Annotated in this window: 19 protein-coding genes and 1 pseudogene; 2 read left to right on the plus strand and 18 right to left on the minus strand. The window is 41.6% G+C overall.

Features of this window, described 5'->3' with window-relative positions; genetic code table 11:
• Positions 1-257 precede the first annotated feature (257 nt).
• The 3 genes and pseudogenes from CD03_RS0100290 to CD03_RS39730 all read right to left on the minus strand — a co-directional run.
• The gene (locus tag CD03_RS0100290; protein ID WP_027291927.1) at positions 258-749 is read right to left on the minus strand and encodes a DUF6773 family protein; all 492 of its coding nucleotides are present in this window, start codon (positions 747-749) and stop codon (positions 258-260) included.
• Positions 746-946 carry a helix-turn-helix transcriptional regulator gene (locus CD03_RS0100295; RefSeq protein ID WP_027291928.1) on the minus strand — a complete coding sequence of 67 codons (201 nt, stop codon included), beginning with the start codon at positions 944-946 and terminating at the stop codon, positions 746-748. Before CD03_RS0100295 ends, CD03_RS0100290 begins: the two co-directional genes overlap by 4 nt.
• Positions 947-1078: 132 nt before the next feature.
• Positions 1079-1234 (minus strand): annotated as a pseudogene (locus CD03_RS39730) (IS30 family transposase); the annotation flags it as partial.
• A gap of 124 nt (positions 1235-1358) precedes the next feature.
• Between CD03_RS39730 and CD03_RS0100300 the strand changes: the two are divergent.
• Positions 1359-2297 carry a metallophosphoesterase gene (locus tag CD03_RS0100300; protein ID WP_052377594.1) on the plus strand — a complete coding sequence of 313 codons (939 nt, stop codon included), beginning with the start codon at positions 1359-1361 and terminating at the stop codon, positions 2295-2297.
• 99 nt (positions 2298-2396) lie between these two features.
• Here the strand turns inward: CD03_RS0100300 and CD03_RS0100305 are convergent, their stop codons facing one another.
• From CD03_RS0100305 to CD03_RS0100330, 6 genes are all read right to left on the minus strand, one after another.
• Positions 2397-3653 (minus strand): hypothetical protein, encoded by a 1257-nt coding sequence (locus tag CD03_RS0100305; protein ID WP_027291930.1) that lies wholly within the window; start codon positions 3651-3653, stop codon positions 2397-2399.
• Positions 3654-3748: 95 nt separating this feature from the next.
• The gene (locus CD03_RS0100310) at positions 3749-4864 is read right to left on the minus strand and encodes a glycoside hydrolase family 172 protein (protein WP_044288795.1); all 1116 of its coding nucleotides are present in this window, start codon (positions 4862-4864) and stop codon (positions 3749-3751) included.
• A 127-nt stretch (positions 4865-4991) separates the two neighbouring features.
• Complete coding sequence (locus CD03_RS0100315; protein WP_027291932.1) at positions 4992-5819, minus strand: carbohydrate ABC transporter permease; 828 nt, start codon at positions 5817-5819, stop codon at positions 4992-4994.
• Complete coding sequence (locus CD03_RS0100320) at positions 5816-6745, minus strand: carbohydrate ABC transporter permease (protein ID WP_027291933.1); 930 nt, start codon at positions 6743-6745, stop codon at positions 5816-5818. Before CD03_RS0100320 ends, CD03_RS0100315 begins: the two co-directional genes overlap by 4 nt.
• A gap of 65 nt (positions 6746-6810) precedes the next feature.
• Positions 6811-8172, minus strand: coding sequence for an ABC transporter substrate-binding protein (locus CD03_RS0100325; protein ID WP_027291934.1), 1362 nt, complete (start codon positions 8170-8172; stop codon positions 6811-6813).
• A gap of 22 nt (positions 8173-8194) precedes the next feature.
• Positions 8195-9640 carry a glycoside hydrolase family 32 protein gene (locus tag CD03_RS0100330; protein ID WP_027291935.1) on the minus strand — a complete coding sequence of 482 codons (1446 nt, stop codon included), beginning with the start codon at positions 9638-9640 and terminating at the stop codon, positions 8195-8197.
• A 258-nt stretch (positions 9641-9898) separates the two neighbouring features.
• Between CD03_RS0100330 and CD03_RS0100335 the strand changes: the two genes are divergently transcribed.
• On the plus strand, positions 9899-10930 hold the full coding sequence (locus tag CD03_RS0100335; protein WP_027291936.1) for a LacI family DNA-binding transcriptional regulator: 1032 nt from the start codon (positions 9899-9901) through the stop codon (positions 10928-10930).
• A 233-nt stretch (positions 10931-11163) separates the two neighbouring features.
• Here the strand turns inward: CD03_RS0100335 and CD03_RS0100345 are convergent, their stop codons facing one another.
• From CD03_RS0100345 to CD03_RS0100385, 9 genes are all read right to left on the minus strand, one after another.
• Positions 11164-11922 (minus strand): response regulator transcription factor, encoded by a 759-nt coding sequence (locus tag CD03_RS0100345; RefSeq protein WP_027291938.1) that lies wholly within the window; start codon positions 11920-11922, stop codon positions 11164-11166.
• A gap of 115 nt (positions 11923-12037) precedes the next feature.
• Complete coding sequence (locus CD03_RS0100350) at positions 12038-13603, minus strand: ADP-ribosylglycohydrolase family protein (protein ID WP_027291939.1); 1566 nt, start codon at positions 13601-13603, stop codon at positions 12038-12040.
• Positions 13600-15462: a sensor histidine kinase gene (locus CD03_RS0100355; protein WP_156042698.1), complete on the minus strand. Its 1863-nt coding sequence runs from the start codon at positions 15460-15462 to the stop codon at positions 13600-13602. Before CD03_RS0100355 ends, CD03_RS0100350 begins: the two co-directional genes overlap by 4 nt.
• 41 nt (positions 15463-15503) lie before the next feature.
• Positions 15504-16298 (minus strand): carbohydrate ABC transporter permease, encoded by a 795-nt coding sequence (locus CD03_RS0100360; protein ID WP_027291941.1) that lies wholly within the window; start codon positions 16296-16298, stop codon positions 15504-15506.
• Positions 16298-17209: a carbohydrate ABC transporter permease gene (locus tag CD03_RS0100365; protein WP_242849005.1), complete on the minus strand. Its 912-nt coding sequence runs from the start codon at positions 17207-17209 to the stop codon at positions 16298-16300. Before CD03_RS0100365 ends, CD03_RS0100360 begins: the two co-directional genes overlap by 1 nt.
• A gap of 16 nt (positions 17210-17225) precedes the next feature.
• Positions 17226-18575 (minus strand): ABC transporter substrate-binding protein, encoded by a 1350-nt coding sequence (locus CD03_RS0100370; protein ID WP_027291943.1) that lies wholly within the window; start codon positions 18573-18575, stop codon positions 17226-17228.
• Between the two features lie 325 nt (positions 18576-18900).
• A complete protein-coding gene (locus CD03_RS0100375) occupies positions 18901-19410 on the minus strand; it encodes a GNAT family N-acetyltransferase (protein ID WP_027291944.1) in 510 nt (169 codons plus the stop codon).
• 910 nt (positions 19411-20320) lie between these two features.
• Entirely contained in the window at positions 20321-20443 is a 123-nt protein-coding gene (locus CD03_RS38710) for a hypothetical protein (protein WP_255348041.1), read from the minus strand.
• A gap of 62 nt (positions 20444-20505) precedes the next feature.
• Positions 20506-21273 (minus strand): SDR family NAD(P)-dependent oxidoreductase, encoded by a 768-nt coding sequence (locus tag CD03_RS0100385; protein WP_027291945.1) that lies wholly within the window; start codon positions 21271-21273, stop codon positions 20506-20508.
• Positions 21274-21310: the final 37 nt, after the last annotated feature.

Here is a 21310-nt window from a genome sequence, read left to right on the forward strand (position 1 = left end):
TATTACTTTTTATGATTATTTCAATACTCGTCCGGGCTTCTAATTGCGTAAACATAATATGGATGCTACATCAGGTCAAAGTGACGACCCTATAAGTGGTGAATCCGGTTAGAAACAGGCTATTAGCAATGTTAGCCGGATGTGTACAAGAGAATAGAGAAAATAGTAAAAGTATAGACGATCAAACAGAGATAAAGCTCCGGTGTCATATCAGCATTCCACTGGAGCTTATTTGTACGTCTGATAAAATATCCATTTTATTCAGATATATCATCTTCATTTAATTTTTTATCAATAGCTTCTTGTTTTTTATTGTTTATAAAATAAAAAATCTCTAAAACAATAAATGCAAGAGCTGTAGTACTAAGAAACGTGATTCCTGAAACCAGTGCAAGATGAATAGGGGTAGGGTGTTGGATTTTATCGCTGTAGTTTATATAGTTAATAATAGTACTGATAACGGAAACAGATATTCCAGTTACTATGCTATTAATAACAATGATTAATTGCCCTCTTTTTTTAGAATTAAATATGTCGTTGCCAATTATGATATTAGCAATAACTACATAAATAGACATACCGATAACTATTAAAAATTCAACAGCATATTGTGTAAACGGAGCTTTATACAAATATTGTTGAATTAAAACAGTAATCAATAGGACAAGCCAGACTATTTGAAACCCATGACTTTGAATTTTTCTCTTCCCATTTATAACTCTCTCATCTTTCAGTGTTTGATTTTTCATAGAATTTCCTCCCAAAATAAATCATTTAATGTTTTACCAAGTGCCTTGCATATTGCAATACATAAGTTAAGTGTAGGGTTGTAATCTCCTGCTTCAATAAGACCAATCGTTTGCCTGGTGACTCCAACAGCTTTTGCCAAATCATCCTGGTTCATATCACATTCAATTCTTGCAATTTTCATTCGCTTATTCTTCATGATCCCCTCCTTATATTATATAATATATACTATACAAAACATAATGTCAACTATATATTGCATTTTGTAGTAAATATCTCACATCTCACATATAAGCCCATCTATGACTCTGCTTAATCTACTCACATGTAAGACGAGATTTGTGTCAGGATTCTTTTCAAGGAACTCACAGAAGTTTTTGTAATTGCGAACAATACGGCAGCCTTTATCAACCTTAAATTCCGGCTTTTTGTATCGTTCCCGAAATTTCACTTTTCGGGGAAGATCAATGTTTCCGATGTCGAACAAACGAAATTTACTGATTGGTTTTTATTGTATTTTCTTTTATATCATTTTATGATAAAATAAATAAATATAGGAATCACTTAATTTCCTATCAGTTATACAGCACATTGAAATCGGAGGAATTTTCTTGAAAAGCAGAGAAAATGAAATAAAGCAGGATAAAACCAAAAATACAAAATGCAAACCAAAGAAGAAACACAGGAAGCTAATCATGCTGCTTGTCCTTGTTCTTACAGTTATGATCTATACCGGTGTCTCATTTTTACTATCAGCAAATAAGATTACCGTGGAACAATACAGCTATGAATCAGATAAAATAGACCAGCCGGTTACAATTATATCTTTAGCTGATTTACATAGCCATTCCTTTGGGAAAAATAATAAACGGCTGATCCGGGTAGTGGAAAAACAAAAACCTGATATTATATGCATTGTCGGAGATGCTATTAATTATTATGACGAAGAGGATACGTACATCACTTCATTAATCAGACAGCTGATGCGGATTGCTCCTGTATATTTTAGTCCGGGCAATCATGAAATAAGTATGTTCAATAATCACAGATACATTAACCTCAAACAGGATATCGAACAGGCAGGCGCTTTATACCTGGATCAGACTTATCTGGACATCACGGTAAAGAATCAGAAGATCCGCATTGGCGGTTTATATGATTATGCTTATAATTATGCGGGAGTTACTTCAGAACAATACAGACAAAAGAGCAGTTATCTGTTTTTGAAAGATTACGAAGAGACGGATATCTTTAAGCTTATGCTCACCCACCGTCCCGAGAGCTTTTTGGATCAGGAAGAGGATGCAAGATGGCAGATCGATCTGGTGTTATCCGGACATGAACATGGTGGACAGATACGGCTTCCATTTATCGGTGCATTGTACTCTTCTCACATGGGAGGTGTATGGCTTCCAAACTTCGTATCCGGCTATCAGGTAATGAATGGTATCCCCATGGTGATTTCCAGAGGGCTTGGTACCTACAAAGGAAAAAATGTTCCACTGCGTTTCAATAATATTCCAGAGATTACGAAAATAGAGTTAAAATAAGCCTGCACCGCAGTGACTGTTCTTACAAGAGCGAATTTTTAACACGTTCTGGTGAACAGCCATTCCGGTACAGGCTTTTGCGTATATTCTGAAACATCACTACTCCAATGTATCCCGTCTGTCAATTACGCTGATACTGTCTACCGTATTTTTATCTGAATCAAGTATAATTTCTGTAACAGCAGGAGAATCTTCTCCTTTCTGGACGATATAAACGGTGGATTCTGGTGTTTCTTCTTTCTTATATTTTACTTTCTTTAATAATTTCCGAAGTTCCTTTCCAGACATTCCTCTGGTAATTCCTGTTGGAATCATCATTTCTACATCTGCAGTTTTGGATCCTGCAGAAACTCTCGTAATATAACAATTTTCAATAGATTCCGGCCGGGAACTATAATTCTTTACCGTGGTCTGCAAAAACTGACCCGTTTTCGTTAAAATGATCTGGGTATCAGACATACCAGCTACTTCCTGATTGTCATTCTTCACATTGGATACCAGTTGTTCTAAAGTCCATCCATGGTCTAAAAATTCTCTCACCGGTACCGGCAGTTCATACAATTTATAATCATATTCTACGATAGAACTGTAAATATCATCGCCCAGATCAATGGGCTGTTTGTAGCGGTAAGGCTCTTCTAATTTACGATATGCCCCCATTACTGTAATACTTTCCATCTGCAGTTCCCGGTAAATTGGACGGTAACAGTGCATATCGATACTGTCCAATATCCTAGTTCCATTGTCTATATTTAATAAAATATTTTGTCCTGAATCATATTCATAAGAAAGCTGGGTATCTGCTTCCAATTCATATGTATTATTGGGGGGGCCGTATAAATACTCAATCTCTGCCTGGTTGGTGACTCCAAGCGTTACCCCTTTTGGCAAAACCACCCTGGCAGAATCCTCAGTCAGCATAGAGGTATCAATAATAATGCCTGACACGCTGCAATCCACCAGTTTCTGTTTTTTGGTGGTATCATTAAAAAACTGGGCATATATTGCTTTTCCATCTTTAAAAAATAACTTATCCTCTGATATCTCAAGCGGTTTTAGTTCCTGCCTCAGGGAATCCGTTGTTTCAAATCCCTGATCGGTTAAATCTGTATAACTCATAGGAAAGGTCAGTTTCTGTTTTCCTAATTTAATGGTAAAGCTATATTGATTTTCCATTGGATCTGCTGAGCGGTTATCTGCCTGTTCCATCACTTTAGCTTTTGCCGAAAATTCTACAGCCGTTTCGCCGCTGCCTGAAAAGTGGGGCTGTTCAATTACCGTAACCTTATTTCCGCAGCCATTAAGCATTAAAATTGAAAGGAATGCTGCGCCTATATATGTGATTTTTTTCTTCAAAATATATCCCCTTTGTAAATTAATACCTATATTTTATCACAGGGTATTTTGATTTACAATATATCCCAAAGATATTCTGTAACGTAAAATTGGGATTATCGGGGCCAGCGCTTTTCTCTGCAGGGCAAATCAGGAAGAGGACGGTGCGGTTCTGACTGATACCAATATGCCACACTGGAGAGATCATCCTGCCTTTCAAATAAACCATTGTGAGAGACTCCGATTTGCTGGACTGTCACCCGCAGGTCATCTTCGAAAAAGACTGGATCAGGAATGTGCCACCGGTAAAATCCTCTCATCGGAGGGCAGTCATCATTATGATATGGATTGGAAAGCAAATCGTCATGCCGGGAGTAATAAGGGTATCCCAGATACGGCGTACAATAGGTAGTTTCTACTGTTTTCTGGTTCACTTGAGTAGCAAAACTCCAGGACCCTCCAAAGTAGTCTTCCATCCCTGTTCCGCAGATTGTGGGATATTCCCTGTCACCGTCTATGTAGAATTTCACCTCACCTTCTCCCCACCAATACCGCTGTAAAGCGGATAGTGCAAGATAGGTCCCGATATAATGTCCCTGTCCTTTGATTTCATCTGCTATGACATAGTCCATTCCCGTCTCCGTAACCGGCTGTCTTCTCCAGCTGGCATGAAAATAGCTGCATTCACTTGGCAGTGAATCATAGAGACAGTAGTCTATTTGATAGAAAAAAGCCGGTATCGGATTCACATGCTGGTTCTCCAGGGTAATGCGTGCTCCCTTATGAAACGGCATCTGAAAATATGAATTAAATCCCCTTAATGGCACCACCACAACCGGAAGTGAATTTACCATACATTCCTTCCCAAAGCCACAGCAGAAGAAATCCCCCAGGGGCACCTGCACAGAGGGATATTCTTCCCCGTCCCAGTACATGCGCAGTATCAGATCCCGAAGTACAAAGCAGTCTCCCGGTGATGTTTTATTATCCACCGTAATCCAGATATGACTGATGATGCCGCACCCCTTAATGTCTCCAAGAACAATCGTCTCGCCGGATGGAATATTTTTAAGACAGGGACTTCCTTTTCTGGAAGGTCCCAGGGGACTTGCCGACATACCGCCCTTTCCCTTTTCCCCTGTTGGATTTTCCGCATTCACAGCCCTAGATTTTCCACGCCTGAAAAAGGGAATTGCGCTTAATTCTCCCGGCATGCTTCCATATCTCTCCATATCTATATCACCCCTTATATTCTTTCTTTACTTTCTAGGTTTTGTATGGGTTCCTGTCACCATCATTCTCCATACCTTGTTTGTCTTTTCCCATCAATCAGTTTTCCTTCCTGATTTTCAGATATTTTTATCCCTTAGTAGCTCCCATAGTCATCCCTGATGTTACCCATTTATTTAACAAGAAATAAATCACCAGCGGCGGAAGAATTGATATTACGATAGCCGCAAAGGTAGAGCCCCAGTCTACATTTCCAAACGCACCTACATAATCTTTTAACCCCATAGCCACGGTTTTCGCCTTGGAATCGCTGATAAAAGTATTGGCGAAAATAAAATCATTCCAGATTAATATGCTATACATAGATGCAATGGTGATGACCGTATTTCTGGCTAAAGGAAAAACAATCTGTCCAAAGATGCGGTATGATGAACAGCCGTCTACAATGGATGCCTCAATCAGTTCGTTGGGAACAAAACTGTAGAAGCTGACAAACATCATAACGGACAGCGGAAGGGCAAATCCTACCTGCGGCAGAATCATGGAAAAACTGGTATTTAGCACCCCCATTTTGCTGTAAAATATAAAGAGCGGAATCAGGGTAATCTGAACCGGAACCATAATACCAAAAGTAAAAAACGCATAAACTCCCCGGTTAAATCTTATCTTAAATTTAGAAATAGCAAAACCGGCAGTCGCACTTAATGCCACAATTAAAATCAGGGATATTCCTGTAACTTTTAAACTGTTCCACATATAACCCCCGATTTTTCCGTCTGAAAGTACCTTTATGAAATTTTCAAAAGTAACTTTACTGGGCAGTGCAAATGGTGCGCTGGCAAGCTCCACAGAAGGCTTAATACTTGCGATAAATAGCCAGATCACCGGATAAATCTGAATAACCAGAAATCCCAGAATGAATATGATAAAAATAATTTTCCCGGCTTTTCTTTTCATCCCTTTGCCCTCCTTCGCTTTCTTCTTTCTTTTTCCAACGCTTTCATTTCCCGATCCTCTTTGCTGGTAAACAGTTTCCGGAGTGTAAATACCACTAATACACTTTCAATGATAATAAACACTGCAAGCGCACTTCCATAGCCGTATTGGTTACTGGAAAATGCCTTCTTATACATATAAGTCGACATGAGCTCACTGGTATTTCCGGGTCCGCCGCTGGTCAGTAAGAACGGGATATCAAATCCTCTGAGTGCCCCCGTCAGGCACATGGTCAGAGTAAGCAGCAGAATATCTTTGATCAGCGGAATTTTGATCTTAAACAGAATCTGAAGTTCTGATGCCCCATCCATCTTGGCTGCTTCGTAGACAGAAGGGTCAAGAGATACCAGGGCTGCATAAAAGATCACCATGTACATACCCGTAAACCTCCAGCCCTCCGGTACCGAGACAGCAGCCAGTACCGTTTTGACATTCGCCAGCCAGGATGTCGCAAGTCCGCCAAGACCCACGGAATTCAGTATTTGGTTTAAAAGTCCCATGGGCTCCGTGGAGTAAATGCTTCGGAATAGCTGGGTTACCGCCACGGTGGTAACAATACACGGAACATAATACAGCGTCTTTACCAGCGTTACTCTTTTCGTCATATAGGTCAGCAATATGGCAAACAGCAAACCAATCGATAACTGTATTACCACTACAATCAGCAGGTAAACCAGATTGTTTACAAATGCCGTGTAAAATACCTTATCCTTAAACATGGCTATGTAATTATCAAACATTACAAAGGTTTTATTCCCAATCCCGTTCCACTTCATAAAGCTCAGCCTTATAGATTCCTCAATCGGGTAGAACACCGCAAATATGTAAAACAATAATGCAGGGAGCAGAAAAACGGCATAAGCCTTTTTATCGCGTATAATTCCCATATCTTCCTCCTTAAATTAAGTTGTCCAGGGAGCGCCGCCCCCTGGATCTCATGCCGGGTCAGAAATTAATTCCCCGCATTTGCCGCTACAGAATCGTCCACCAGTTTGCAGAAATCTTCTGCCGACATATCTCCCGATGCTAATAACAGCATGTTGTCCTGCATCGTGGTATTGGTATCCGCATCCAGATAAGTATCCCAGGGCTTTAAGAAATGTTCTCCGGTAGACTGCATATCTTTTTGTATTCTCAGATATAAGTCCGAATAACTGACTTCCGCCGGCAATTCTGTTTTAATGGGAGACATCTGCTGTCTTCCTGCATAAAGAGCACCATAATTATCAATTACATACAGTACAAAATCTTTTGTTTTTTCATCAAAAGTTTCCGTGTTAAAAGCCATTCCTATTCCGGAGTTTACACAGAATTCATTTGCTCCGGTCTTTGCCCCCTCTGTGGCGGGCAGATAAAAATAATCAATTTTTTCCGCATCATATGCTTCCTGCATTGCTCCAATTTCCCAGTCACCGATATAATACATTGCCGATTTCCCATCTAAGAACATAGACTGGGCGGTGGCATAATCCGTTGCCGCAAAGCCGTCGTTAAAATACTGACCGATATCCTGCAGGAATTTTACGCCTTTCATTCCCACTTCACTGCTCATAGACTCTTTCCCGTCACGCAGGCCGATAATACAATCATTTCCGCTTTCCCGAAAAGGCATCATCGCCAGATAACGCTGCACAGGCCAACGGTCTACGCCATCCACGGAAATGGGTGTGACTCCATTATCTTTTAAGGTCTTGCATACATCCAGCCACTCGTCCATAGTCTCTGGTACCTGCAGGTTGTATTTCTGGAAAATCTCCTTGTTATACCAGGTCATTTCCACATGATATTCCAGGGGAAGCGTATACATCGTACCATCTGTAAATTCCTGATATTTCAGCGCCGTGGGATAAAAAGAATCGTATTTTCCATTGTCCTCCAGGAATTTCTTCACATCTACCAGCATTCCGGCTTCCACCAGTTCCTTACAGTAGGGATCCGCATCAATATCTATAATGTCCGGCATATTTCCGCCAGCAATCAAAGTCTTTAATTTTTGCAGATAAGACGGGCGGTCTGCTGTTGTCTCGATTTCAATCTGCCAGTTTCCCCCCTTTTCCTTACTGTACTGCTCTGCAATTTCCCTCATTGTCTGGTCAATAGCACCGTCTACCGGCCTGGAAGTTAACCACTTTACACTGGTTACCCCCTCCCCGCTATCCTGTGCTGCTTTATCTGCAGTCTCACTTCCTGCCTCACTTCCTGCCTTCTTTTCCGTTTTCACTTCCGTACCTTTATTACTCCCGGCTCCACATCCAACTGTGAGTACCGCTGCAGCTGCCATCGCCATCAAAACAACTAATGTTTTCTTTTTCATAAGAATACCCCTTTCATTCCTTTTACAATTTATTAGTTTTCACACAGTAATTTATTAGTTTCACACTGCCCTGAATCACATAGATTCCGGCTTTTCCGCCCTTATAACGATACATCCTGGTAGACATCGCTACCTCATCATTTATATATACCACACAGATATCATCCTCCCGGATCAGAAATAATTTAAACCGTTTTCCCTGTGGAAGCTTCCTTGCCGTTTCGATCTGATACGGAACATCTCCTTTAATCTGCCATTGGTAAAATCCCTTTTCGGATCTGGGCCACATATCCCATGCCACCTGATTGCGGCTCCTGTTCATACGCAGGAAATACCCCGTTTCCAGTCCTTTATCCGTATGTAAGGCTATACCGAATTCATGGGCATTCGCAGCCTCAAATTCCAACTCCACAGAAAAACAATCTTCCGGTATATCATACAAAATTGCCCCTAAGGTTTCACTGGAAATATCTCCCTCCGGTGACAGACTGCAATTATAGCAGTCCGGGCTTACCGGCTCTGCTGCTGTTTGATAGAAATCTTTCAGAGCCTTCGTAGGCACAGTACGGAGCAAACCGGATTCCGGATCCTGGATCAGCTCGTGAAATGCCATGGTACCGCCCCATTCCCAGGGCCCAAAATCATCCGCTCCAAACTTACTTGCAATCCAGCCGAATGCATAACGTTTCTTCCCGTCAGAAGCTGTCTTAATAGCATAATTTGCTCTGGTGTCAAATACATCATCCTCCGGAATCAGCCAGGGTCCTGACAAACTTTTTGAATAACGGTAATGGGTGGTAAACTGATCGGAAAACGTGGAAAAAACCAGGTACCAGTACTCACCCATCCGGAAAACTTCCGGACATTCCATTGTAATATACATTTTCGGGCTGTAGAAAGGTTCTGCATAAGACCAGTTCACCAGATCTGAAGATTTTGAAAGACCGATGCAACCGCCTCTTAAATCTCCGGAGTCTTTCAGCCTGGCAGCTAATAGCATGTAATAACAGCTTTCCTCTTCATTCCAGAAAACAAATGGGTCACGCCAGTCAAATTCTTCATATATCTCACCATCCGCCGCAAAGAGGAAATCCTTTTTTGTTACCAGATGTTCCGGATCCTCTCCCAATGCCTGCATTACGGTCTGCACGCTTTTTCCATTTATTTTGATATCCGCATTATATGCCGTATAAAATGCATGGTATATCCCCTCTTGGTCTTTCATTACCGATCCGGTGTATGCATTTTTGTTCGGTTCCTCATCTCCTCCTCTTGCGATAGCTTCTCCTTTGTATTCCAGATTTACAAAATCTCGGGTTGTCACCAGATGCCAGGTAGTTTCTTCTGCATACTCTTTCTCTTTCAAACGAGGATCATGAAGATAATAACCATAATAAATTCCATTCTCATAATAAGGTATTAAATCACCTACCCAAGCATTTTCCGGTTGGTAAAACAGCTTTTTCATATCGCCTCTCCTTTCGTGCATAATCTATTTATGCACTGGTGCATTTTGTTTTGTTTGTAACTAAATATTATCATAACACCTCATCATTTTCAACCTTTTTGCCCCATTTTTTGTATATTCTCTACAATTTACTAGTATTTTTTTATGCATTTTGTGTATAATTTATATATTTATTGTTTATTACCGTGCATTTCGTGCATATTAGATTGATTTTTAATTTTTTTGTGCTATAATGGGTATTAAACAGGAGGAGTATCTATGAAATGCACGATTAAAGATATCGCAAAAGAACTGAATTTATCCAGAAATACTGTGGCGAAAGCCCTAAAAGGAAGCAGCGAAGTTTCTCCCAAAACCCAGGAACTGGTTCATGCAAAAGCAAAAGAAATGCACTATACTAACCACTCAGAGTTTTCTCCATCCGCGGCAAAACCTGCTAATAAAGGTTCCATTCTCTTTTTAACCCGTACTTATGCAAATGATTCCGAATTTTGGAGCAGCGTACTGAAAGGAATTGAAGCCATTCTCTCTGCGGCAAACTACCATCTTGTTCTGGGAATTATGTCTGACACCGATTTAAAAACCCTTCAATTTCCGGGTTCCATCTACGATCCCAATATAAAAGGCATAATCATTGTTGAGATTTGTTATGAATCGGTATGTAAAGCGCTTTTGCAGTTCCACCTTCCCATTGTAACTGTGGATATGCCAAAGAACTACCACGACCTGATTGGAAAATTTGATATTATTACAATGGAAAACAAGATAAACATTTTTAATATTACAAGACAGCTCCTGAAAAAAGGAGCAAAGAGATTTGGATTTATTGGTGATATTTACACATCAAATGTAGGGCGGGGATTCCAGGAGAGATATGATGCCCTGAACGAATGTCTGAAAGAACATAATTTAAAATTGGACCAGAACTGTTCTCTGCTCCACGAAACAACAGATGACTTTCGCAATTTTGGGTTAGTAATTGAAAAAATCCAACAGATGTCCGGTCTTCCTGACGTCTTCATCTGTGGAAACGACTGGCTGGCAATCCAGCTTATTTATGCCCTGCAGTTTTTGGGTTATAAGGTTCCCCGGGATGTCAGTGTTACGGGTTTTGATAATATTCCCGCCTCCGAACGGATTGTCCCGGCGCTTACCACCATCAGCACCCCCAAAGAATATCTCGGCATAGCTGCCGCCAGGCAGATTATTGAGCGAATCGATCATCCGGATGCACCCTGCATTTTTGCCCAGTATGCCACTGAACTGATTGTCAGGGGATCTACTGTTTGATTTTGTTATTTTATTTGTTATTTTATTTGTTATTTTATTTTCATTGTTGCTTTCTTCGTCCAAACGTATATAAATACAGGGGGAATAAGATCCAAAAAATTGAAGATAAACAGATCCAGCTAAAAAACGGCTGTAAAATATTTATCAGCCGTAATCTGGTACAAAATGTAATTCAATTGTTTCATGAATGGCAGCCTGTAATACAATAAAGCAAAGTGTGGAAATCAGCATTATTATAACAAAATCCCCCTGCAATCTGAATTGCGGTATACAGACGGCAATTCTCCCACCTCATTCTTAAATACCTTTGTAAAGGTACGGTAATCCTGAAAACCTACCTGCAGCGCAATTTTCGCAATGCTTTCATCGGTTGTCAGCAATAATTTCTTAGCCCGCTCCATTCTCAGTCTGGTCAGATAAGCGTGGTAATTCACACCTGTTTCATTTTTGAAAATCCGGCTGATGTAAGCAGAATTTAAATAAAATTCTTCCGATAATATTTGAAGGCTGATGTCTTCCGACAGATGATCCTGTAAATATTCCGTCATTCGGTATATGAGCCGGTTGTCAGAATCCGGCGTTAGCTTTTGCTTCTCCTTTTCCATTTTTTCATGCAGAAGCTTTACTTTTAAGTCTTCAATTACCTTTCCGAAACCGGCGAAATTAACCGGCTTTAAAATATAATCCGCCACCTGCAGCCGCAGCGCTTCCCTGCAGTAGGAGAATTCATCATAGCCGGATACCACAATGTATGCGGTATCCGGTCTGTGCTCCTGTATAATGCGGATTGCTTCCAAACCTGAGATAATTGGAATATTGATATCCATCACGACGATATCCGGTTTATATGTTTTCGCATAGTTGACCGCCATCATGCCATCGGTTGCTTCACAGACAATCTCACAGCCATACAAACCCCAATCGAATAATTTCCGAAATCCTTCCAAAATGATTACTTCGTCATCTACAAGCATTACTTTCAGCTTCCGCATATCTTCTCCCTTATTTCATCTTATAATTTCATCTTACAATTTAATCTTTTCATTTCATCTTTTCACTTCATCTTTATTAAATTATATTTTAATCGAATTATCAATTGGTAATGATTTATTTTTCTCTCATCAGGGTAACTTTTACAACCCCATAGGAGTGGCGTCCCTCCAGTGCGGTGTCAACGATCAGTTCCAGTCTGCTGCCTTCAAACTGGTCCGGATTAAACGTAAATTCTACACCGGCATTTGATCCATGTAGATTATTAAGGGGCAGTAATGCGCTTTTTGCTCCCAGAATCTCCACTCCGGAAGGGGTATATAAGGTAATCCTTGCCCACTGCTGCTGGCACATCGCCTTTACATTTGTTACCATAACTTTGATGCTTCTATTTTCCCCATGCTTAAAATGAACAGATCCCTGATAGTCCACCATAACATGAAAAGCCGGAAAGGACTGGCGAACCACATATGGCGAGAGAGCACAGAGGCTTTGTATGGGCAGAAGTTCATTTTTCCCGCCTCCAATACCATTGATAAGCGGAAGGTATTCATCTGTTTTCCTGCAATACAAGTCCTCTCCCTCTTTGCAATTTATATCCATGCCGCCCTCTGCAAATATATCACAAATCTCCTGCCCCAGGAAAGAAGGCATAACCCTCATAACACGGTTTGACAGTTCCGTTGCAGTCTGTGGAACCCACAGCATATGACTGGTTTTGTCAATGCACAAGGTTGCTATTTTATCATCCAGAGGATCCATCCACTTTTCAGGAAGATTGGAAACACCTTTTATAATACCCAGAATTGCCCCAAGCGTAGCACAGGTACAATCCGTATCTTCTCCAAATGCAACCGCCTTACACAGACAGTCACCAAAATCTTCATTTCCATACAGCCAGCCCGCTATAGTAAATGCCACATTTTCAGGTGCGTCAAAACCAGGAGCTCCAACTTGCATCCCTTCATTATCCGGAGTGTTTATTTCACTTAATTTCATTCCCTGTATTCCAAAAGTTCCCGGTGCGGTATTATGAATTTCTTTTCTTGCTTCCCTCAGGCTCATGCCATTGTCGTAACAGGCTATTGCTTTTTTTATTGCTTTTGCGGTAATGCTTTCCTCTGGAATATAGGACAGCCCGATATCAATTAGTTTCCTGGTGCTGCATTCCACAAATGCCGCACTCTGAAGTGCCGCAAAAAAGATTTCTCCATACATGCCTTCACCCGCATGGTCAACAATAGCATCTTCATAAGCATAACGCGCCGCTATTTCCGGATGTCCTGGCGCCAGACATGCCCAGATCTCAGAGCGTATATAGCATCCACAGCTGTCTTTATAGGTATTGTCTACCTGACCGGAAAGGGGCGGCTGCAGTCCTGCACGCAGATTTGCCTTCCCCATGCCATACTCTACCCAGTTGGGAATAATGAATGACAGCCAATATTCCCCCAGTATAGATGCGTCAACGCTGCGGCCATAACGTTCCACTGCAGCAAGCCATACAATCTGCAGATCCAGATCGTCATTGGGAGGCGGTCCCATGGATAAATCCTGTGTATAAAAATCAATTTCATTTATCTGACGCAAACCCTCAAAAGGTGCGCCTAACACTCCTCCGATATTCTTACCTGCCCAACATCCCATTACTTTGTCCTTATACTGTTCAAAATTTAATTTCATTCTGTATCTCCTTTACTATTTTTAATATAAAAAGTTACCGTAACCCCACCTTGTGGGTTTTCCGTATAAATCAGTCCCCGCTCCCGGGGATAATACATCATCAGCCTATTCTGCACATTTTTGATACCAATATGCCGGTCTTCCCTTTCATCAGTAACAACGCAATCCCCTTCGCTTAAGAGCTGCTCTACCATTTCCCATGCTTCTTTTTCCATACCAACTCCATTATCGGATACCGTTATCTTGACGTAATCCCTGCGGGTCTCGTCCGCTTGTACCGAAAGGCTGATCATCCCCGTATACCCTTTATTGCGCAAACCGTGCATCACACTGTTTTCTACAATGGGCTGCAAAATAAAATTAGGAATTTCAGCCTGTTCCAGCATCTGATCAATTTCATAGGCACACCGGAGGTTGGGATACCGGCAGCTCATCAGTCCCAGATAAGCCTGTACTAATTTCACTTCATGGGCAATGCTGACGATCTGGCTGTCTACTTTCACACTCAGCCGAAAAAAATCTACCAGCATCAGGATCATATTGGCTACTTCCATATCCCCGTTCAGTTCCGATTTCAGCCGGATTGTATCCAGGGTATTGTACAAAAAATGCGGATTGATCTGATTCTTCAAATAAAGCAGCGACATTTTCTGCTGTAAAAGCTGCGCCTCCTTTAGCCTTACTTTTCCTTTATACTCCGATTGGATTAACTCATTGATTCTATCCATCATCTGATTAAATGCTGCAATCATCTGCCCAACCTCATCCTCCACCTCTACTTCAAACCTGAGATTTAGCTTGTCCGGATCAAAGTTTTCCAGGGAATGGGAAAGCGTTAACAGCGGCTGCAAAGTCTTTTTCGTAAAAAAGTAATTAAAGAAAACCGTTACCGCTACCAAAGCAAAAAATAATATACTTAATATCTTTATAAACAACATTGCATTTCCGGTAATAATTTCCATGGGCTTTCGTATAATCAGGGTCATACTGCTATATTCTGAAGTCTGGTACGAAACCAGATACTGCCCCTTTTTGCAGATGCCATTCCTGGCAACCACTCCTGTTTCCTTTACACGATACCGGTCAGAATGAATTTCATCGATATTTTTCCCAATATAGTTCTGACTGCTGTCACATACAATATCCCCTTCTTCCGTAATCAGGGTAAATTCCGAATCACCATCCAGATATTCCTCCAGTACCTCCTGCATCACCTCCACCTGGGCGGTTAAAACAATGTGCCCGATCCGCTTGTTTGGCGAAAACCCCTTCACTTCCCTTACCAGATACAGGCAAGTATTCTTTAGTGGGTTTTTTAACAGCGGCGTATAAAACCGCATGAATTCCGGCTGTATTCCCAAACGCATGACACAGCCGTTGATCTGTCCTTCCTGTCCCTCCCACATTTCCATTTTTCTGATAAAATTTTGTATATCATAGTCCAGTTTCCGGGCAGGATTTAAAGTGTCATTTGCCATAATTAAAGAATCTGAATTGAAAATATATATGCCGTCAATGTCTTCCCGAATAGTAATCAGGGAGGTATACAGCGCATTCAGGTATTTTTCGGATGCCAGCTGTTCCCCATAGGTATCACTGCCATAATTTTTCAATATGTCCTGCGTCTTTTCATCAGAATAGCACATCATGGATACACGCGCCATATCCTTTAATTTATTGTCCGCAGAACTCAATGAGTTGGCAAGATACACACCCATTTTCTGTTCTTCACCGGCTATCGACTGCCTGTAGTTGACTACACCCAGAACGATACCCATGATTACAAATCCAATCAGGCTGATCAATGTATTTACCGCCGTAACACGTGTGCTTAAACGCCTGCCCGCTCTCCTCTGCACTTTTGGTTGCCCTTGATTTCCCTGCCCTTTTCCGGATGCAGTCACCCTTTCACTGCCCCGGCAGTCATCCCCGCAATAAGGAATTTTGAGCCAAAAATATAGAATATTGCGATTGGCAGCAGGCAGATCACAAGAGATGCATACATAACTTCTATGGGGAAATTCTGGGAACCTGCTGTTTGTACAAAGCGCAGAGGGACTACGGATATAGGCTGAACGGAAGTATCATTTATAAAAATCATTGCCATCTGTAATTCATTCCAGGCTCCAAGAAAAGTCTGTATCAGCACAAATGCCATGCCCGGTACCGCGATGGGCATCATCACCTTGACAAAAGTTTTAAATACTCCCGCACCATCAATTCGTGCAGCTTCCATTAGTTCATTTGGCAATCCGTCAAAATAATTCTTTAAAACCATCAGGTTAAAACAACTGTTCAGTGTTGCATATGGAAATATCAGGGAAAATGCCGTGTTATTAATATGTAAACCCTTCACAATCTGGAATAATGGAAATATCAACGCTGAAGTAGGAATCATCATCCCTGTTAATAAAAGGTAATACAAAACCTTTTTTCCCGGGAACTCCAATTTTGAAAAGGAAAATGCACCCATTGCAGATACCACCGATACAATCAGCAATGTTCCGAATACTACAATAAAACTGGTCAGAAAATTAGGAAGCAGATTGACTTCTTCAAATACTTTTGTATAATTCCCGATCCCATTTCCTTCAAAAGACCTGATTAACATAAGAATTAAAGGAAATAGGAACAAAAATGTGAATATCACGCATATGATCTGTCCTAATAAACTGTATATCTTCGAATTTCTCATCAACCTGCCAACTCCTTATCTTTATCATTGTGGTAGTACATTTTTAATTGAATCAATGTAATTACCAGGGCTATCACAAACATAATCACAACAACCGCTGACCCCTCTCCCTGCTTGAAAAGTGCAAATGATTTTTTATAAATGTATGTTGAGAAAAATTCTGTGGCATAATTAGGGCCGCCTTTTGTCAGCACAAACGGCAAATCAAAACATTTGAGTGATCCCAGCATCCCCATGATAAATAACGTATAATGCGTACTTCTTAGCAGCGGGAAAGTAATCTTCGTAAACTGCTGTACCTTGTTCGCCCCGTCAATTGTTGCCGCTTCATACAGATCACCGGATATATTCAGCATATTGGCATAGTACATCAGCATACTGTATCCCGTCCACTGCCAGATATTAACGAACACAATACACGCCAGCGCCCACTTTGGATCTGCCAGCCATTGCTGACAAAGGCTCTCCAAACCTGCACTTCTTAAAAACAGATTCAAAAACCCCCTGTTTGTTTCAAAGATTTTCGAAAAGATATTCCCCACAATCGCCGGGGTTGCCACTACCGGTAAGTAAAAAATAATCCGGTAGAAACCGCTGAAATGAATCTTTCTGGAAAAAAACGATGCAAAAACAAGGCCCAGGAATGCCTGAAAAATAATCGTGCACAGAGCAAAAATCACAAAATTTTTCCCAATCTTCAGAATAACAGGGTCCGTAAGTATCGTGGCATAATTCTTGAATCCAATAAATGTCTTCTGGATATCAATTCCATTCCAATCGTAAAAACTAATTATGAAATTATAAATTATGGGATACACGATGAATATACCAAAAAGTGCTGTCAGCGGCAGAATAAATACATATCCGATTAATTTTTTGCCTTTCACATGGTGAAACCGCTTTTCTTTCACATTTTCCCCTCCCGTACTATCTTTGCTGGGCTTTTGAAGCAGTTTCTATGGTCTCTGCCGCCTCTTTCGGAGTTACTTCGTTCAATGCCAGCGATATCAATGTATCCGTTATACTCTGCTTCAATTCTGCATAAGACATTTCCCGGTAACCGGCAACATTGGTCTCTGCCTGCTTTTGAATATAATCCATATTTTTCAACCCATCCTCGCTCATTCTCCCCACATCTAACTTCAGGTCTGACCTGGACGGACAATACTGGAAATATTGATTGACCAGAATATCCTGCCCGTCATGCAGCATATAATCAATAAACTTCCACGCCGCTTCCGGATTTTTGGTATTTTTATTCATACACAGGCACACGTCCACACCGGCAGTTACCGGACTTACCTTCCCATCATTATTCCAGTCAATCAGAAAGATATCATGATCTGCTCCATCCCCGTTAAAGACTTTGTTTATCTGGGGATCTGCCGTATTCAGATAAGCAGCTCCCGTCCATGAGCCGTTTAGTATCATCGGAATGCTTCCTTCTTTTTCGAAAAGGTCTGTCGTATCACTGTACATATTTACACCCAGTGAACCATCCTGAAAAATGCCCCCGGTAAACAGCGACTGCCAGATCCCGAAGGATTCCACCAATTCATCATCTGTAAATGGTACCTCCCCCTCTATCGCTGCATACAGCTTCTCAGAGTTGATGTCATTAGCTATACTCATCCAGGTGTCAATATTAATCCAGGCGTCTTTTGCACCGATTGCCAGTGGATACTGCCCCTCTTCCCGCAGGACTTCTGCATTGTTTTTCAGGTCATCCAATGATTTTGGTACATCCAGGTTGTAGTCTTTTAGCATGTTCACATCTGCCCAGGCATAGCCTGCATAGGTGAGCCCCAGCGGGAGCCCGTAATAATTGCCGTCCTGTTTGTCCTTCAGCAAATCTTTGCAATAGTCCAGAAACCCGGATTCCCAATCCTTTCCCCAGGCTTTCTCAGCAAATTCTGTCAGATTCATTTCGAAATCCTGAAATTCTTTAATCGTTGTTCCGGTCTGCATTCCAAATACATCCGGTCCCTGACCGCTCGCCATATCAATCTTCATCTTTTCCACGTGATCCGAATATGGCATATAGACATAGTTTACTTTAATGTCCGGATTCTTCGATTCAAAATCTGCAATCAGCGTTTCAATTGCCTCTCCTTCCCCGGGATTCCAGGTCTGAAACGTAATTTCCGTTACACCTTCCTTCTGGACTTCCTTGTCCGAAGCAGCCGTCTGTCCGCCGCTTTCCTTAGAAGAACATCCCGAAAGCCAGGCGCCCACCACACAAACTGCCAATCCACTGTAAATCCATTTCTTTTTCATTTACGATAACCTCCTTTTCTTTGTGATTACAAGGTACATTATATCTGTTTGCAGTCTGGCATTATACCCGTTTTTTTGTTCATAATGTGTCAATATTATACATATGACACAAAAACAGATATTAAAAAAGACGGATTTGAAATTTATTGATAATTTCAAATCCGCCAATACTGTTTAAATTTAAGTTACTTTCCACCAACATCGGTATTCACTGTTTTTCCTTTATTTTCACAAGTTTCTCTACAAACCGCTCCCCCTCATTGACCCGGGAGGCACTAGTACTACAGCGAACAATTTTATCTAAGACAGGCAGCCTGGCATTTTTCTATGCCAGTTCCCCTGCTAATGCCGGTAAAGCATCACCTGTAAGACGGTAAATTGTCCACTCATCCATAGGTATTGCGCCCATGCGTTTATAGAACGCAATTGATGAAGTATTCCAATCCAGACAGCACCAGTCCATACGGCCGCAGCCACGGTCTGTGGCGATTTTCGCAATGCATGCCAGCATCAGCTTGCCATATCCATTGCCTCTTGCTTCCGGCAGAACAAATACATCCTCCAGATACATACAGGCTTTCCCCTGGAAAGTAGAGAAACTGTGAAAATATACCGCAAAAGCTACTGCCTGCCCGTTTTGTTCACCAAAGACAACCTCTGCCTGATTTTTTACAAATATGGAATCATAGAGAATCTCCTCTGTAGCAACCACCTCGTCCTCCATTTTTTCATATACAGCCAGAGCCTTAATGAAATTTAAAATTAAAGGTGCATCTTCTTTCTCTGCAAACCGTATTTTGAATGATGGATCTTTTGTTTCTAAATAATTTGCCATGTGTTTCCTCCATTTTGATGATTTTAACTTTTTCAGATCGTGCTTGTATCTAAATTGCTTTCGCATACTATACTACCGTCTTTTACATAAAATGTCAAAACCTTGTTTTTAGTATTATAGCGAGCAGTTATATTTGGGTTTAGCTAAGGAAAGACGCTTTGTATATGATAGGTAGTGTACGGAAAGAGAAGGAGCGAGCCAGGACATTGATTTGGAAGGCTTACCGCAGAACTGGTATTTTCTAACCTTCCCAGAGCCCTTTTTGGCGGCACGCGGGCATTCACTCCGAAATCCTGATGCATTTCGCAGCTCACTGCCCGCTTACAATCCGATGTGAGACAGTCGAATCGTATCCGCCAAAAAGCACTCTGGGAAGGTAAGTAAATACTCAGCTCTGCTATACGCCTTCCAAATCAATGTCCTGGCTCGCCCCTTCTCTTTCCGAGATAGCATTCGTTGATACAAAGCTGGTTTTCTCAGCGTGGTGGGACCCTGGGGTTGTGGCATGCTGGACGCTATTGGCGTAAAGCAGCTTCATCTTATCACTGTAGTGGGATTCTTCATTCTAATACAGTATATTTATGGTTATAGTACTTACATCCAGTTACTTCTGTGATAGGAAAGCAAGTAAAATTAAACTTTCTCCCAATTCATACTAAACTGTCCAAACACACTCTGCTGAATCCAAAAACGAACAGCTGGACACAGCCCCAGGGTCTCCACTCGGCTGAGAAAACCAGCTTTGTGGCGACAACCTGGATCTCGGAAAGATGGGTGTGGGAAACTGGTATGGACGGAGGAAGCGTAGAGCAGAGCTGAGTATTTACTTACCTTTTCGAAGTGTTTTTTGGCGGATAGTATTCGACTGGCTCCCATCGCATACTAAGCGGGTACTGAACCGAGAAATGCATCAGGATTTCTCGGTGAATACCCGCGTGCCGCCAAAAAGCGCTTCGAAAAGGTTAGAAAATACCAGTTCTGCGGCCAGCTGACGGAGCCCATGCCAGTTTCCCACACCCATCTTTCCGTACACTACCTACATCTACAAAGCGTCATTAATCAGCTAAACCCCAAATTCAAAAGAATTTCTACACCCTAAATAACCATTCCATTATTCGGACTGATGATCTGCCCGGTCATCGAACTTTGAACAAGAATACTGCAAACCAGTTCTGCAATATCTTCCGGTGTGGAAATACGCTGTAAGGGCAACTTTCCGCTAAGCCGGTACATCTTTTCTTCTTCCCCCTCCCACCATCTGGTGGATATGGCAGCAGGCGCTATACAATTTACCCTGATATCCGGCGCCAGTACATGTGCCAATGATTTCGTCAGACAGTGCACCGCTCCCTTGGACACCGCATATGGCAGGGACGAGCCGGTACCTGTAATCCCTGCAATACTTCCCATATTCAATATGGCACAGTCTTCCTGCTTACCTTTCTGCTTTTTCATAATCGGCGCAACAGCCCGGGCACAGTAGAACATTCCTTTGACATTCACAGAGAATAAATGATCCCACACCTCCTCTGTGACGCTTTCCATATCCGACAAGTCTATCTGCTTTGTGATACCTGCATTATTTACCAGATAGTGAATTGCTCCCAACGCACTTTCTGCTTCCCGAACCATTTTCCGTACGGCATAATCATCCGATACATCAGCCTGAAGTGTAATTACACTGCCTCCCATAGCTTCTATGATACTGGCGGTTTCCCGGGCTTCTTTCCCGGAATTTGCATAGTTTAATGCAATTGCAGCTCCGTATTCAGCCAGTTTTATGCATACAGCTCTGCCCACTCCCGTTCCTCCTCCTGTAACAAGAACTGCTTTATCTTTCCATTTATCTTTCCATGTGATCATTTCATCAACCTCCTTACTCTTTTGATTTATTATACAT

Origin of the sequence: Robinsoniella sp. KNHs210, from assembly GCF_000686105.1 — a bacterium.
In the GTDB taxonomy this organism is placed as follows: Bacteria; Bacillota; Clostridia; order Lachnospirales; family Lachnospiraceae; genus Robinsoniella; species Robinsoniella peoriensis.